Here is a 16638-nt window from a genome sequence, read left to right on the forward strand (position 1 = left end):
ACCCTCTCCCGCGTGAGCAGAAACTAGGGGTAGCTGGGCAGCCGAACGGAGCGCGCGAGGCGGCGCCGGGTGGTGGGGGGTCGCCCTCGGCGACTCATGAATTCGCAGGTGGGACAGCCGCTGCCCACGCCGGTGCGGTGCGCGATGCGCGTGCGCCAGGAGTGGCCGCGCTCGCAGCGCCACCAGACGACCTTGCCGGAGCCGCAGGTCACGTCGCGGGGGGTGAGCTTGCCGTTTTTGCTGGGGTGCCACTCCCCTGCCATTTGAGGATCGAGCGTCTCGAGGGAGTTGGTCACCGAGACGCGCTTGTTCATGCAGAAGGGACACTCGGTGCCGGCGGAGCGATTGGCGATCGCACACTGCCACTCGTGATCGATGCCCTCCGGACACTTCCACCAAACGCGCCGGCCCGAGCCCCAGGTCACGCGGTGGGGCGTGAGGCGGCCGTTCTTGGTGGGGTGCCAGAGGCGCGCGATCTCCGGGGCGGTGTGGGCGAGCGAGTTGGTGGTGGAGACGCGCCGCCCGTAGCAGAAGGGACAGCCCGCGTTTTGCTCGACCCGGCTGTAGACGTGATCGCGCCACATGTGATCGGAGCCCTTGGGACACTGCCACCATCGCAGCTGCCAGGCGGTGGCGATCTGCGACGCGGGGGTGAGCCGGCCATTTTTGGTGGGGTGCCACTGCCTGGCGATTTTGGGGGCGCAGCGCGCGAGCGTGTTGGTCTCCGAGAGGCGGCGGCCCGCGCAAAAGGGACAGCGCGTGCCCTGCTTGCAGCGCGACGCGACCGTCGCCTCCCACTCGTGATCGCGGCCCGCGGCGCATCGCCACCATACGCGCTTGGTGGACGCGGGGCGCACGTCCTGCGGCTTCAACGCGCCATTTTTCGAGGGGTGCCACTGGCGCGCCACCTCGGGGAACAACGCGGCGACATTTTCCTGGGCGGTGGCGCGCCTCCCGGAGCAGTAGGGACAGCCGCTGCCCTTGGCGCGGATGATGGGGACCGCCTGCCACTCGTGCGCTCCGTCCTTCGAACAGCGCCACCAAATGCGGCGCTCGGAGCCGGCGCTCACGTCCCCGGGCGTGAGCTCGCCGTTTCGAGTTGGATGCCATTCGCGAACCAGCTTCGGAAACTTCGAGATCGGCGGTTTCACGCCTTATGGAGATACACGATTGTCTGGGTCGATTACAGACTCACGCGGCGCAATCGCAGTGCATTCGCAATGACGGAAACGGAGCTGAAGGTCATGGCCAAGCTCGCGAGCATGGGCGAGAGCAGAAGTCCCAATGCGGGATAAAGGAGTCCAGCAGCAATTGGAATGCCAAGTACGTTGTAGAGGAATGCAAAGAACAGGTTCTGGCGAATATTGGCCATGGTGGCCTCACTCAAGGCCCGCGCCTTGACGATACCGCCCAGATCCCCGCGAACCAGGGTGATGCCGGCGCTCTCCATGGCCACGTCGGTGCCCGTCCCCATGGCGATGCCCACATCGGCGCGGGCCAGCGCCGGGGCGTCGTTGATGCCATCGCCGGCCATGGCCACCACCCGTCCCGCGTCTTTGAGCTTTCGGACGTGGGCCTCCTTTTGCTCGGGCAACACCTCGGCGTCGATGTCTTCGATACCGACAGATCGCGCCACCGCTTCGGCCGTCGCACGCGTATCGCCTGTCAGCATGACAACGTGGAGCCCTTTTTGGCGCAATGCGGCCACGGCACCGCGCGCCGACTCTTTGATGGGATCCGCAATGACCAAGAGTCCCGCGGCCTTGTCGTCGATGGCCACGAAGACCACGGTCTCCCCCTGGGCGCCTAGGGATTTGGCGCGCGCGGCCAACTCGGAGACATCCGCGCCAAGCTCCTCGAGGAGCGCCCGATTGCCCACGGCCACCCGATGGCCGGAGGCGGTTCCCACCACCCCCCTGCCCGTCTTGGACGCAAAGTCCGATGCGGTCGGAATGGACACCTTGCGCGCTCGAGCTTCGTGGACGATGGACGCGGCCAAGGGGTGCTCGCTCGCCTGCTCCAGCGCGGCGGCCAGCGCCACCAACGTCGCCTCGTCGATGCTGCCGAGGGTCACGATCTGGGTGACCCGGGGCTTTCCCTCGGTGAGGGTGCCTGTCTTGTCGACGACGACCGTGTCGACCTTGCTCAGGAGCTCGAGCGCCTCGGCGTTCTTGAAGAGAACACCGGCGGTGGCGCCGCGGCCGGTGCCCACCATGATGGACATGGGGGTGGCGAGTCCGAGCGCGCAGGGGCACGCGATGATCAAGACGGCGACGGCCGCCAGGAGCGCGTGCGTGAAGCGCGGCTCGGGGCCGAACGCCATCCACGCGGCAAAGGCTGCGATGGCGGCCGCGATCACGGCGGGAACGAAGTAGGACGCGGTGACGTCGGCGATGCGCTGGATGCGGGTGCGGGTGCGCTGGGCTTCGCCGACCATCTGCACGATGCGGGCGAGCAGGGTGTCACGCCCGACGTGCTCGGCCTCGATGACCAGGCTGCCCGTGGTATTGACCGTGCCGCCCACCACGCGATCGCCGGGGCGCTTGGGTACGGGGACGGGTTCGCCGGTCACCATCGACTCGTCGATATGGCTGCTTCCTTCGCGGCAAACGCCGTCGACGGGCGCCTTTTCGCCCGGGCGTACGCGCAGGCGATCGCCCGGGTGGACGTGCTCGAGCGGTACGTCGACCTCACCATGGTCGGTGATTTTGCGCGCCGTCTTGGGCGCGAGCTCGAGGAGCGCGCGGATGGCTTGGCCGGTGCGGCTGCGTGCTCCGAGCTCGAGGACCTGTCCGAGCAGGACCAGGGCGACGATGACGGAGGCGGCCTCGAAGTAAACCGGCACGCCGTGGTGGGTGCGCATGGACTCCGGAAAGGCGCCCGGCGCGAGGGTGGCGATGACGCTATAGACGAAGGCGGTGCCCGTACCCAGCGCGATCAACGTGAACATGTTCAAGCTGCGATGAACCACCGAGGCCCATGCGCGCTGGAAGAAGGGCCAGCCGCCCCAGAGCACCACCGGCGCGGCGAGCACCAGCTGAATCCACGCCAGCACCGACGACGGCACGGCGTGCTGCAGGGGCTCACCCGGGATGAGATCCGACATGCCAATGAGAAAAACGGGGAGCGCGCCGAGCGCCGCCACGACGAGCCTCCGTCGCATGTCGCGCCACTCGGGGTCTTCGCCGCCATCCGCGTCGAGCTGCACCATCGTCGGCTCCAGCGCCATGCCGCACTTGGGGCACGATCCGGGGCCGATCTGCACCACTTCGGGGTGCATCGGGCACGTGTATTCGACGTTCGATCCCGCGGGGATCGGTGGCGCGGGGCGGTGGTGTCCGGCGTGCGCGTGGCCTTGGTGGTGGTGCTGGTGGTGCTGGTGACCGTGCGCATGCGTTCCGCCGTGACCATGGCAATGGCCGCCATCCTCGCGCGTTCCGCCGTGACCGCCGCGATGGCTGTCGCCGTGCTCGTGCTTGCGTTCCTCGGCTTGGTGCTTTCCATGGCAACACGATCCACCTGCGGGCTCCGGCTCGTGCCGGTGCGCAGGCGCGGACGGCTCGTGCCGGTGCGCGGGCGCGGACGGCTCGTGCCGGTGTGCAGGCTCCGACTTGCGCGCGGTCCCCTTCGACTCGCCGTGGCAACACGATCCACCTGCGGGCTCCGGCTCGTGCCGGTGCGCAGGCGCGGACGGCTCGTGCCGGTGCGCGGGCTCCGACTTGCGCGCGGTCCCCTTCGACTCGCCGTGGCAACACGATCCACCTGCGGGCTCCGGCTCGTGCCGGTGCGCAGGCGCGGACGGCTCGTGCCGGTGCGCGGGCGCGGACGGCTCGTGCCGGTGCGCGGGCTCCGGAGGTTCGTGCATGTGTGGAGACTCCGGCTTGCGCAAGGTCGACGCTTTCGGCGTCCCGCCATGGCAGCATGAGCCTCCCCCGCCCTTTTTATCCAAGTCCGTCATCGTCATGCCCACGCAGACGCAGTTGCTGCCAACCCATTACACCTTCGAGTTCTTTTTGCACCCACAGTCCAGACAGGCATGCTCGGCGCAAGCTCCGCAGGTGCTGCGCAGCCTTTGTCCCAACGCTTGACGAGCCCGGTGCAGCCGGACGGCGGCATTTCCGGCGCTGATTCCTGTTGCGGCGGCGAGCTGCCCCACCGTTCCCCCCTCCAGATCGACCGAGCGAATGGCGGTCTCGTACTCGGGTTTGAGCGTCCCGATCAGCTCGGACATGCACGAGCAGATTTCGCCGCGCTCGGCGTCGCTCTCGAGACGGCCGGCGCCGAACGCGTCGTGTTCGGCGGCGAGCGCGGTCGTGGCGCGGGTGTTGGCGGCGGTTCGGCGGCGGCGGTCGATGATGGAGTTGCGTAGCAGCCGGTAGAACCAGGCGAGCACCGACTCGTCGGCGCGGACCTCGCTGGCTTTTTCGACGCCGCGCACGAAGGCGTCCTGAAGAATCTCTTCGGCGAGCTCGCGCGAACCGACCCGCCTTTCCACGAAGGCAAGGAGGCGCGCGCGCTCACCCAGCAACGTGCGAAGCCGCTCCTCACCCGATCCCGCCGTGGCACCTTCCGACATGGACCAAGGTGTAGCATGCGGTTGCACGAAGCGATGGCGCTCACTAAGCTGCGCCTTGGTGAGAGTGGCGTACCGGCGATTGAACACGTTGACGCGCTCCATCGCACGCGCTGCCGCCTTCGTGCTCGCGTTCGCGATGGTCTTCGCCGTCGCTCGCGCCGGAACGCCGTACTTCTTTTGCGCGCCCATGGGCACCGTCGCCCCCCACGCCTGTTGCGCAGCCCTGAAGGCGCAGCACGCGCGCTCCGCCGCGATCGCATCGGGCGCGTCCATGGCATCGGGCGCGTTTGGCGCAGCCGAAGCCGGCGAGTGCCCCACGCCAAGCCCCTTCTTCGTGGATGGCGCCACGTGCTGCAAAGCCATCACGCCAAGTGATCTCCGCATGGTGCACGCCTCCCCCGCGCCCGACGTCGCCGCCGCCCCCTGGCTCGGCGTCTTGCCCGAGGTGCACCCTTTTTCACGCGATGACACGAACACGCGCACGCACGCGGCCATGGCCCGCGCTCGGGCAAGGCTCGAACGCGCACGGCCGCCAAGGCGCCCGCCCACGCCCTCGTTCCTCCGAGTTTATTTGATCTGATCGCACACGGGTCGCGCCGCCTCTCCCGTCGATTGGATCAGCACCGCCCCGCACGTGGATCGTGCGGAGCCGGAGGAATTTCATGTTTCGCTGTTTGCTTCGTCGCATCGCCGCGACCTTGGTGTTTGCGGCTGCCATTCCCAACCTCGCGGCGTGTGCCTCCACGTCGCCCAAACCCGCCTTCAAGGAGGTCTCCGCCCTGGTCGAGCAGCGCACCGGGGGAAGACGGCTCTATTGGAACAACGGCACCCTGGAGGACACGGAGGTCGCCAAGGCCATCGCCCGCATGCTCGAGCACGAGATGAGCGAGGACGTCGCCGTGCAGATCGCCCTGCTCAACAACCGAAAGCTCCTCGGCACCTACGAGGAGCTCGGCATCGCGCAAGCCGACGTGGTGCAAGCGGGCCTCTTGCGCAACCCCACCTTCGGCGCGAGCGTCCGACTCGGCGATCGGCAAGGGCCGCTGCCCACCGAAACCCTGGGCGTCACCCAGGACTTTCTGAGCGTGCTCACCCTCGCCGCCCGCAAGAAGATCGCCAATCGAAGGCTCGAGGCCACCAAGCTGCGCGTGGCCGACGCCGTCCTCGAGACCGCCCGCAACACCAAGGTGGCCTATGTCCACGCGCAAGCGGCGGAGCAAATGGTCGCCATGCGCCGCACCATTTTGGAGGCGGCCGAGGCCAGCATCGAGCTCGCGCGCGGCCAGCACGAAGCCGGGAACCTGAACGACTTCGAGCTCGCCACGCAAGAAGGTCAGTACGAAGCCGTTCGCCTGGAGCTCACGCGCGCGGAGACCGAGGCCATCGAAGCGCGCGAGGAGCTCAATCGCGAGCTGGGGCTCTGGGGCAAGCAGCTCGGGTGGCGGATCCGCGGGCGGGTCGCGGAGATCCCCACCTCCGAGCCGCCGTTGGAGTCGCTGGAGACGCTGGCCATCGATCAGCGGCTCGACCTCGCCGCCGCAAAGCTGGAGAGCTCCGCCCTCGAAAAGTCCTTGGCCATGACCCGAGGGTTTCGCTGGTTGGGCGGCCTCGACGTGGGCCTCACCGCCGATCGCCACGGCGGCGAAGGTGGGGGCTGGGACTTCGAGCCCAACGCATCCATCGAGCTGCCCATCTTCGATCAGCGCCAGGCGGTCATCGCGCGGCTGGAGGCGGAGGTGCGGCAAAGCCACTTTCGCATCCGGGCGATCGCCGTCGACATTCGCTCCGAGGTGCGGGCCCTGCGCGCGCGGCTGACATTGAGCCGCGGGGTGCTCGAGCGCTACCAGAAGGTGCTCGTTCCGCTCCAAGAGCGCATCGTGACCCTGGCGCAGGAGCAGTACAATGCGATGCTGCTCGGCGTCTTTCAGCTGCTGCAAGCCAAGCAAGCCGAGATCAACGCCTACAGCGCCTTCATCGACGCTGCGCGCAGCTACTGGGTCGCCCGCGCCGATCTGGAGCGCGCCGTCGGCGGAAGGCTCCCCCCACCGCAAGGCCATCCGCCCGCGCCTTCCGCGCCATCCGGATCCCCCGCGCCGCAGAAGCCCTCGTCACCGCAGCAACCGCAGTCCCCTTCTTCCCACGAACATCACCACGGTGCCTCATGATTTCCCGACGCGATATCCTCTCGAGCGCCGCCCTCCTCGGCGGCGCCGTCCTGGCTGCCCCGGTGAAACGTGCGGACGCCGCCCTTCCCCCGGGCCTCTCCCAACCGACCGCGACACCACGCGGCCCGCTCCCCTACACCCCGGTGATCACCCCCAACGGAGGATCGCTTCCGTGGATCATGGATGGGAACGTCAAAGTGTTTCACTTGGTGGCGGAGGAAGTGAAGCGCGAGTTCGCACCGGGCATGATTGTCAATGCCTGGGGCTACAACGGATTGACGCCAGGCCCAACCATCGAAGCGGTGGAGGGCGATCGGGTTCGCATCTTTCTCACCAATCGCCTCCCGGAACGGACGAGCGCGCACTGGCATGGGATCATTCTTCCCAACGGCATGGATGGTGTTGCCGGGTTGCTCCAGCCGCACATCGAACCAGGGGAGACGTATGTCTATGAGTTCGTGGTGCGAAAGCCGGGGACCTTCATGTACCACCCTCACTCCGATGAGATGGTGCAGATGGCGCTGGGCATGATGGGCTTTTTCATCGTCCACCCCCGTGTGCACGAACGTGTCGACCGCGACTTTGCGATCATGCTCATGGAGTGGGCCATTGCCCCGGGCACGGCGCGCCCCAACCCGGCGGTCATGACCGACTTCAACATTTTTACCTTCAACAGCCGCGTGTGGCCGGGGACCGCGCCCCTGGTGGTGAAGAAAAACGACCGCGTGCGCATCCGACTCGGCAATCTGAGCATGGACAATCATCCGATTCATATCCACGGCCACAATTTCGAGATCACGGGGACCGACGGCGGCCGGATCCGCGAGAGCGCACGTTGGCCCGAGACCACAGTGGACGTGCCGGTCGGGACCACCCGCGACATCGAATTCCTTGCGGACAATCCGGGCGATTGGCCCTTCCATTGTCACAAATCGCATCACACCATGAACGCCATGAGCCACGAAATTCCGAATCTGATCGGCGTGAAGCAAGGTAGCGTCGAGCAAAAGGTGCGGAAGATTCTTCCCGGCTATATGGCGATGGGCGAAAATGGAATGGGCAACATGATGGACATGGGCCGCCCCAAGAACACCTTGCCCATGATGGCAGGGGACGGTCCGTTCGGTCCGATCGAGATGGGCGGAATGTTCACCGTCATCAAGATCCGCGAGGGGCTCACCGATTACAGCCAGGATCCCGGCTGGTACAAGCACCCCGAGGGCACGGTCGCGCACAAAGTCGACCCGAGCAAGGTACCGCCGATCGCGCCAATCGCGATGGCCGCCCCGGCGTCGGCTACGGCGACGTCGAGCGCACCGGCAGCAGGTACACCGGCAGCAGGTACACCGGCTGGGCGCGCATCCGGAGAACCTCCACCTCCACCTCGCAGATGAGTAGCTCTTCCGAGTACACTCGTCACGTGCGTCGTTCGCATGGGACCGCTCCGCTCTTCGCCGATCGCTTTGCGATCGAGGAAGAAGCGGGGGTCGGAGCCCTTGGGATCGTGTACCGCGCGGTCGATCGGGTGACCTCGGGGCAGGTCGCGCTCAAAGTGATCCACCCGCACCGGGCGCCCGAAATCGGGCGCTTCGTGACGGAGATCAGTGTGCTGGCGGGGATCCATCACCCCGCGATCATCCGCTACCTCTCGCACGGGATCAGCATCGACGACGAGCGCTTCCTCGTCATGGAGTGGCTCCCCGGCGAGACGCTCGCCAAGCGGCTCGTCCACGGGCCGCTCTCCTTCGTGCAGGTGCTGACCCTCGCGCACCGCCTGGCCGAAGGGCTGGACGCGCTTCACACCTCGGGGATCGCGCACGGGGATCTCAAGCCGTCGAACGTCTATTTGCCGAGCGCTCCGAGCAGCAGCGGCGCCGCCAGCGGCAGTGGCAGTAGTGGCGGCGGCGAGGGCGACCGCGATCGCATGATGCGAAGGGCCGTCGCCCAGGCGAAGCTGCTCGACTTCGGGCTCCCCGTTCGCGATCACACCGCGCGGGCGCCCGACTTCAAACGCGCCGTGCGGGTGGACTTGTTTGCGCTCGGCTCCGTGATTGTCCACGCGCTCACGGGCAAGCCCTCGCCGGCGCCGGAGACCATGCCGTCGCCTTCCTCCGAGCTGGCTCCCCTCCTCGGCCGGCTTTTGCATCCCAACCCCGAGGAGCGACCGGAGAGCGCCGCCGACGTTCGCGACGAGCTCGAACGGATCCTCGAGGCGCAGCCGGCGGCCCTGCGCGAACCGAGCTGGCGAAGCCGGCGCGCACCGCTCGGCGTAGGGGATGCGCTCGGATTCGAGCACGAGCCGATGGCTTCGATGCCGCCGGTGGTCAAGACGCTGTCCTCGGCCCCGAGCGCGCCGACCACCGGATCGCGCGCGCGCCACGAGGGGCCGCGGGTGAGCGTGGCGCCCAACATGGAAGTCGATCCCAAGAGCGCGGAGGCGGAGGCGCTCGCCGCCACCGAGCGCGCCGTGCTGCCCCCGCACGCCCACGAGAAAGACGGCGCGGCCAGCAGCGCGCCCTCGTCGCGAATCAGCCAAGAGTCGGAGCGGGGGCTGCGCGCGGGCATGACGTTCGCCGGGCGCTACCTGCTCCAAGCGCGGGTCGGCGTGGGCGGCATGGGCGAGCTCTTTCGCGCCTTCGATACGCGGCTGCGGCGCTCGGTGGCGCTCAAGGTGCTGCACCGGGAGCGGGCGCTCCACGCGCCGACCGAGTCGTCTGCCCGCATCTTGCGCGAGGCGCGCGCGGCGGCGGCGCTCAGCCACGCCAACGTGGTGGCCATCCACGACGTGGGCGAGCACGAAGGCGTGCCGTTCATCGCGATGGAGTACGTCGAGGGGCAATCGCTCCGCGCGTTCGTCGGCACCTCGTACCCGCCCTTCGAGACGCGCCTGGGGTGGATGATCGACGTCGCGCGCGCCCTGGCGGCCGCCCACGAGAAGGGGCTCGTGCACCGCGACATCAAGCCGGACAACGTGATGATCCGCGACGACGGCACCGTCAAGGTGCTGGACTTCGGCATCGCGCGCTACCGCGAAGGACCGGCGGACATCGAGCTCCCGCACGCCGGGAGCGACGACGAGACGTCGGACCTGGCCATGACGAACACGCGTGTGGTCGGTACGCCGGGGTATATGGCCCCGGAGCAGACACGCGGCGATCGCATCGACGGACGGGCGGATCAGTTCTCATGGGGCGTGGTCGCCTTCGAGGTGTTCAGCGGCTCGCTCCCGTGGGTGCTGCGGCGCGGTGGGCTGAGCGTGGCCGCGGTGGCGCTCTCGGAGGATCCGAAGCCGCTCGGCGACGCCGTCCCCGCGCATGTCGCGAACGTGATCCTGCGGACCCTCGCCAAGGCCGAGGGCGAACGCTTTCCGACCATGCGCGACGTGGTCTCCGCGCTGGGCGCCTCACCCGATGTGACGGGCAACCAACCTGCGATCTCGCGGAGCCTCGGCGGCGCGGGCGCGCCCGATGCGTCGTCGCGCGAGCCTCAGACCACCCCGCCCTCGTTGCGAAGCGTCGCCGAGGGCGAGCTCGCGCGCTCGGCCACCACCGGAAAGAAGCACGCCGGCGGATCGCGCTCGTGGCTCTCGGGCCGGCGCTCGACCTTGCTGGTGGTCGCCCTCTGCGCGCTGATGATCGCCACCGTGGTCGTGGGCCGGCTTCGCAACAAGACACCGCCCAAGCACGACGCGCACGAAGCCGCCGCCTTGCCGGCGGGCACCTTCATCATCGCGCACCCGGCCTCGCCCAAGTGCAGCCCCTCGGCGGTGGCGCACTACCGCGATGGTCTGGCCGCCTTGCGCGAGGCCAACTGGGAGCTGGCGGCGGTCGCCTTCGAGCGCGCGGCGGCGGCGGATCCCTCGTGCCCGGAGGCGCAGCTGCGGCGGCTCATGAGCACCATGTGGTACGACCCCATCGGCCGGCAGCGCGAGCACTTTCGCCTGGCCGCCGAGCTGCGCGACGCCTTGAGCGATCGCGATCGGGTGCTCTTCGATTCGATGCTGCCGCTCGTGATCATGGACCCGCCCGATCGCGAGCTCGCGTGGCGCATCGTCGAGGTGGGGCTCGAGCGCTTCCCGCGCGACGCCGAGCTTTTGCTCACCGCCGGCACCATCCGCCTGCAGCTGCCCTTGGACGAGGCGGCGCTGGAGCACGGGCTCGAGCTGGCCAAGCGGGCGACGGACATCGACCCCAAGTACGCCGACGCCTGGCAGGCGCAAGGCCGCATCTTGGCGCGCTTGGGGAGGCTCGACGACGAGCTCTCGGCGCTGGAGGAGTGCCTTCGCACCTCGCCTGGCGCGGCCGATTGCATGCACGACCGCGTCTTGATCCTGCGCTGGCGCGGGCGCTGCTCGGAGCTCGCGCAAGAGACGCGGCGCTGGATCGCGCGCGCGCCCAACAGCGGCTCGGCGTACTGGCAATTGGCGCTGGCGCTCGCGCAAGACGGCGCGCCGGACGAGACCATCGAGGAGGCGGTCCGCCAGCAATTGAGCCACGCCGTCGAGCATCACTCCGCGCGATGGCTCAACGCCATGGCGCACCTGGCGGCCTTCCGCGGCGATTTCGACAAGGCCGAGCGCCTCGCCACCCAGCTCGCCAAGGAGACGTCCGGCGATCCCTCGCTCCTCTGGCACCTGCGCCCGGCGATGATGCTCATCGACACCGCGGAGGAGACGGGGCACTTCGAGCGCGCCAGCGCCGTCGCCGAGCAGTTCCTCAAGCGCAAGGCGGTGTGGACCATCGGCGATCCGACACCGGAGCTCATGTCGTACGAGCCTTCCATGTTCGGCTCTTTGCTCCGCCATGGCCGCATCACGGCCGCCGATTGGCTGGCGCGCGGGAACCTGTGGGAGGCCAGCGTGGCGGGCCGGCTGGGGAAGCTCGATTCGTGGGCCTTTCTCTGGGGTCCCGTGAGCGAGACGCGCGACTTTGCCGCCCGAGGCTGGCGCCAGATGCCTCCGCTTTCGGAGCGCACGCCCAGCGTGGGGTTCAATGGCTTCGATCTGCGCCTCGCGGGCATGCACCACGGGCGGGTGGCGCTCGGCGCCGGCGACTATGCGCGGGCCATCGAGTGGCTCGAGCCGGCGGCCAAGAGTTGTATGAGCTTCGAGCAGCCCTTCGCCAACACCCGCTCGCACCTCTGGCTGGGGGACGCCAAAGAGCGCTCCGGCGACAAGGCAGGCGCGTGCGAAGCGTACCGCGTGGTCGTGCAGCGGTGGGGCAACGCCAAGCCGAGCTCCAAGACCGCCGAAGAGGCGCGGCGCCGCGCCCGCGCCATGGGGTGCTCGATTCGGTAGGCGCGCCGGCCCGTTCGCCGTGCGACCCCGCGAACGCCCGCGCGCCCGTGCAACCCGAGAACGCCCTCGCGCCGCGCGAACCCGCCGGCCCGTGCGCCGTGCAACCCGCGAACGCCCGCGCGCCGCGCGAACCCGCCGGCCTGTGCGCCGTTTCGCAGGCCTTTCGCCGGGCGGGCGCCGTCGGTGAGCCGTTTTCGACCCGGGCGGCTACTATGGGGCTGTCATGGGCCCGTCGTCCGTCAAGTCGCGCGCGCGCTCCGGCTCTCCGCCGGACGGTGAGCCCGAACGAAGCGACGCCGAGCTCGTTGCGCTCGCGCGCGCTCGGGATCCGCGGGCGGCCACATGGCTTTGGGACCGGCACTTCCCCGCGGTGCGCGCGCTGCTCTATCGCACGCTCGGCCCGGGCTGGGACGTGGACGATCTCGTACAAGAGGTGTTCGTCGGGTTCTTTCGCAACATCGACGGACTGCGCGATCCGTCCGCCGTGCGCTCGTTTCTCTTCGGCATTGCGCTGCGCGTGGCGCGCTCGGCGCTGCGCAAACGGCGCGTTCGGCGCTGGCTCCGGCTGACGGGCGACGGCCACGTGCCCGACGTGGCCTCGGCGGCGCACGATCCCTCGTCGCGCGCGGCGCTGCTTCGCCTCTATGCCGTGCTCGGGGAGCTCGCCGACCGCGATCGCCTGGCGTTCGCCTTGCGGCACGGCGAGGGCTACGAGCTGACCGAAGTGGCCGGCGCCCTCGGTTGCTCGCTGGCCACCGCCAAGCGCTGCCTCGCGCGCGCGGACGAACACGTGCTCCGCCGCGCCCGCGAAGAACCCCTTTTGCAGTCGTACATCACCACCCGCACTGCGAGCGAGGTCGCGCCGGCACCACGGCCCGAAGAGGATCCCCATGCCGAACCGTGAAAGCCCCGAGCACGACGAGATGGCGCGCCTCGCGAAGCTCGAAGCGCTTCGCGAGCTCCAAGGGCTCGAAGGGCTCATGCAAAGCGCCAGCCCGCCCGTCACCCGCCGCGAGCACCTCGAGGGCCGCGCGCGGCTGATTGCCTCGGTCGAAAAAATGCGCCGCCCGACCAAGGTGCGGCTCTACGCGCTGGCGGCCGCGGGAACGGTGGCGACCCTCGCGGTGGTGGCCACCGCCGCCACGCGGTACTGGACGCGCACGCCGCAAGACCCGACCCGGCTCGCGCCGCACGCGCAGGAAAAGGCGCCGTCCGCGGCGGGGATCGCAAAAGGCTCGGCGGCGGCCACCGCGCCAAAGGCCGACACGGCGCCGGAGGACTCGGGCGTCGCCGAAAGCGCCGTCACGGAAAACGCCGTCGCCGAAAGCGCCGTCACGGAAAGCGCCATCGCCGAGGGCACGGAGACGGCGGCCGCCGCGAAGCCCGACAAGCCTGCGGCGGCAGCCATCGCAAAGGTGTCCTGGCGGGAGCTGGTAGGTCGGGGCGACTTCCAGCGCGTCCTTCGCGAGGCCAGAGCCGCCGGCTTCGGACACGTGCTTCGAACGCGCCCCGTCTCGGATCTGCGCGCGCTCGGCGACGCCGTACGCTACTCGGGCGACGAAGATTTGCAGGCGCGCGCCGTTTACGAGGCCATTCGCGACCGCTTCCCCGCGAGCGACGACGCGCGCATCGCGGCCTTCGTCTTGGGGCGCCTGAGCGAAGAGCACGCCAACCGGCCCGACGACGCCATCACCTGGTACTCGACCTACCTTCGCGAGGCCCCCGCGGGCACCTTCGCGGGCGATGCGCTGGGGCGAAAGATGGTGCTGGTGGCGCGCCAATCGGGCAAGCAGGAAGCGCGCGCGCTGGCCATCGATTATCTGCGACGTTACCCCCATGGCCCTTACGAGAAGCCGGCGCTGGAGATCGCGCAACCCCGTGAGACCAAGGGTCACTGAACACAGCGCCCTCGTTGCCATCGTCCTCGGGCTCGCCCTGCTTTGCTCCACCGGCGCGCAGGCCCGCGAGCCCTCGCACGTGCTCATCGTCCGCGAGGGCCCGAGCAAGCGCGATCCTCTCCTCGCCGAGACCTACCTGCGCGTGGCCTCCGAGCTTCGCAGCGCGGGCTTCGACGTGGGCGAGCGCACCGCCCGCCGCGACGACGATCCCCGCGCCGAGGTCGAAGCCGAGGCCCCCTCGCCTCGCCCGAGCGCCGCCGCAGGCGAGCGGAGAACGCCGCGCGCCTTCGTGGCGACCATCTTGATCCGCCGCACGCCCCTCGGAACGGATATTTGGATCGCCGATCACGTCACCCACAAGACGGTGCTCCGCAAAATCGAAGGCCAAGACGATCCCGCCACCCTGGCGATGCGGGTGCTCGAGCTGATGCGCGCCAGCCTGATCGAGCCGTTCGCCATGGAGTCGCAGTCCGCCGATCCACCGCCCGACGACGTCGCGCACTTCGTCCAGTCGGCCCCCATTCCGCCCACCGCACCCGAAGGCGACACGAACGCCAGCGTCGACGAGCGGCCCGCGCCCCGCGTGTTTCTCGACGTCGGCCTCGGCCTCCTCTGGTCCGGCCCCGATCTCGGCCTTGCCGTGGCCCCCACCGTGTCGCTCGCCTTTCCCATCGCGGGCCCCTTTCGCCTCGGCGTCTTCGCCATGGCCCCCGCGTTCGGCGCCACCGTACGCGCCGCACAAGGCGTTGCCCACCTGCGCCAGGAGCTTGGCCTGGCGGAGCTCACATGGTCTCCCCGCCTTGGTGCGGTCGCATGGCTCCAACCGCGCGCGGCAGCCGGCCTCGGCGTCTACCATCTTCGCGTCGACGGCGACGCGCGCGAACCCTACCGCGACGGACACGATGCCACCTGGGCGTTTCTCACCTCGCTCTCCGCCGGCGGCTCCCTCGCACTTTCGCGCACCGCGCGCATCGCCCTCGATGGGCGCCTTTTAATGGGCTTTCCACGCCCGGTGGTGCGCTTCGTGTCGGAGGACGTCGGCTCGGCGCTCCGCCCCAGCCTTGCCATCACCACCGCCCTGGAGGTCGATCTGTAAAATGCATTTTGCGTGAGCCGTTCTCGACACGGGCCGCGACTACCCCACGAGCGCGCGCATCGTTGGGTGCGCGCCGCCCGATTCGCCCGACCATCGACGCAACGACCTCACGACGACCGAGAAAGAAGGATTGCTCATGCGCATGTCGCCCCTCGCTGGATGCATCGCCACGTTCTTCATCGCAGCGACATGGGGCGCAGGGTGCGGAAGTTCCTCGGTCGACGCCATCAACGGCCCCCCCAGCGGCAACGGCAACGACGGCGGCAACGGAGGAAACAACGGCGGCGACTCCCCAGGCGGCGGCTTCTCCGACGGCGGCCGCGCCGATGGCTCCCGCCCCGGCGACCGCGACTCGGGCACGAACCCGGGCGATTTCTGCCGGGGAACCGGCGCGGCCATCCCCCTCCCGGGCGGCTCCCTTTGCACCGGCGACCTCGGGCGCAAGCTGTTCAAAATGGCGGCTTGCTCCTGCAGCAACATGGATATCTCCGGCGACATCCTCACCGACTCGTTCAACTCGAGCACGGGCTCGTCCAACCGCAGCGGCGGCTCGCTCGGCACCAACGAGAAGCTCGTCGTCAATGGCCGCTTCAATATCGGCGGCTCCGGCTATGCGGCCAATGTCCGCAAGGATACGGGCACCGTCCTCACCTTGGGCGCGGACGGCACCCTCAAGAACGACACCTGGGCCGGTGGCGAGACACGCGCCCAAGGAACGGTCACCGTCGGCGGCGACGTGCACGCCAAGGGTGACGTCAACGGCACGAACGAATCCGTCACCAAGGCCAACGGCAAGGTCCACATCCCGGATACCAAGAGCGTAACCGGCTTTGGCAGCACCGGTGTGGTCACCGCGCCCGACGCCAACGTGGTCATTCCCACGCCGTGCGACTGTACGAACAAACTCGATATCGCCAATATCGTCTCGCCGTTCAAGACCGCCAACGACAACGCCGTTGCGGGCATTACCGAGGACGTTTTGGTCCAGGGAGGAGCGGTTACGCTGCCATGCGGCAAGTACTATCTCTCCAAAATCGGCGGCGCCGCCATCACCCTGAACATTCAGGGGCGGGTCGCCGTGTTCGTCGCCGGCGATCTCGACACCGCGGGCAAGTTCGACATCAATCTTGCGCCGGGCGCCGAAATCGATCTCTTCGTCGCCGGCAAATTCCGAATGGCGGGAGACTCCGGCTTCGGATCCGTCGCCGCACCCTCCAAGGTGCGCGTCTACGTTGGTGGTCCCACCTTCGAGATCGCCGGCAGGGCCAATGTCGGCGGCAATTTCTACGCCCCCAACGCCCCCGTGATCCCCTCGGGCAAATTCGAAATCTCCGGCGCCATCTTCGCGGAGAGCCTTCGCTTCGCCGGAGGCCTCACGATCCACTACGACGAGGCCATCCTCGACGTTCCCGGCTGCCGTCCGCCCACCCAAACGTGCAACTCCTGCAACGACTGCGCAAACGCCTGCAAAGGCGGCCAATGCGGCGGCTGCGAGAAAAATTCCGATTGCTGCGCCCCCCTCGTGTGCAGCTCCGGCCGGTGCGTTCCTGATATCCGCTGATCCGCGTTCGGCGGATAACTCCCCTCCCCACAGAGGGAGGGGGAGC

11 protein-coding genes are annotated in these 16638 nt (G+C 68.9%); 8 read left to right on the plus strand and 3 right to left on the minus strand.

All coding sequences use genetic code 11. The features are described from left to right. Positions 1–23: 23 nt before the first annotated feature. The 3 genes from LZC94_23205 to LZC94_23215 all read right to left on the minus strand — a co-directional run bounded on the left by LZC94_23205 (position 24) and on the right by LZC94_23215 (position 4576). A complete protein-coding gene (locus LZC94_23205; GenBank protein ID WXB20116.1) occupies positions 24–1151 on the minus strand; it encodes a zinc-ribbon domain-containing protein in 1128 nt (375 codons plus the stop codon). Between the two features lie 32 nt (positions 1152–1183). Further along, positions 1184–3865, minus strand: coding sequence for a heavy metal translocating P-type ATPase (locus tag LZC94_23210; protein WXB20117.1), 2682 nt, complete (start codon positions 3863–3865; stop codon positions 1184–1186). A 129-nt stretch (positions 3866–3994) separates the two neighbouring features. Beyond that, positions 3995–4576, minus strand: a complete 582-nt coding sequence (locus LZC94_23215; GenBank protein ID WXB20118.1) for a sigma-70 family RNA polymerase sigma factor — start codon at positions 4574–4576, stop codon at positions 3995–3997. 88 nt (positions 4577–4664) lie between these two features. On the opposite strand from LZC94_23215, the gene LZC94_23220 reads away from it, so the two are divergent. The 8 genes from LZC94_23220 (at position 4665) to LZC94_23255 (ending at position 16592) form a co-directional block, all read left to right on the plus strand. After that, positions 4665–5156: a hypothetical protein gene (locus LZC94_23220; GenBank protein WXB20119.1), complete on the plus strand. Its 492-nt coding sequence runs from the start codon at positions 4665–4667 to the stop codon at positions 5154–5156. Between the two features lie 82 nt (positions 5157–5238). Then, positions 5239–6741 (plus strand): TolC family protein, encoded by a 1503-nt coding sequence (locus LZC94_23225; protein ID WXB20120.1) that lies wholly within the window; start codon positions 5239–5241, stop codon positions 6739–6741. Continuing rightward, positions 6738–8135, plus strand: coding sequence for a copper oxidase (locus LZC94_23230; GenBank protein ID WXB20121.1), 1398 nt, complete (start codon positions 6738–6740; stop codon positions 8133–8135). Before LZC94_23225 ends, LZC94_23230 begins: the two co-directional genes overlap by 4 nt. Positions 8136–8161: 26 nt before the next feature. Next, the gene (locus LZC94_23235) at positions 8162–12037 is read left to right on the plus strand and encodes a protein kinase (protein WXB20122.1); all 3876 of its coding nucleotides are present in this window, start codon (positions 8162–8164) and stop codon (positions 12035–12037) included. A gap of 223 nt (positions 12038–12260) precedes the next feature. Beyond that, positions 12261–12941, plus strand: coding sequence for an RNA polymerase sigma factor (locus LZC94_23240; protein ID WXB20123.1), 681 nt, complete (start codon positions 12261–12263; stop codon positions 12939–12941). Then, on the plus strand, positions 12928–13935 hold the full coding sequence (locus tag LZC94_23245; GenBank protein WXB20124.1) for a hypothetical protein: 1008 nt from the start codon (positions 12928–12930) through the stop codon (positions 13933–13935). Before LZC94_23240 ends, LZC94_23245 begins: the two co-directional genes overlap by 14 nt. After that, positions 13916–15031, plus strand: coding sequence for a hypothetical protein (locus tag LZC94_23250; GenBank protein WXB20125.1), 1116 nt, complete (start codon positions 13916–13918; stop codon positions 15029–15031). The genes LZC94_23245 and LZC94_23250 overlap by 20 nt, the downstream gene beginning before the upstream one ends. A gap of 136 nt (positions 15032–15167) precedes the next feature. Next, positions 15168–16592, plus strand: a complete 1425-nt coding sequence (locus tag LZC94_23255; protein ID WXB20126.1) for a hypothetical protein — start codon at positions 15168–15170, stop codon at positions 16590–16592. The last annotated feature ends 46 nt before the right edge of the window (positions 16593–16638 follow it).

Source organism: Sorangiineae bacterium MSr11954 (genome assembly GCA_037157815.1).
In the GTDB taxonomy this organism is placed as follows: domain Bacteria; phylum Myxococcota_A; class Polyangia; order Polyangiales; family Polyangiaceae; genus Pendulispora; species Pendulispora albinea.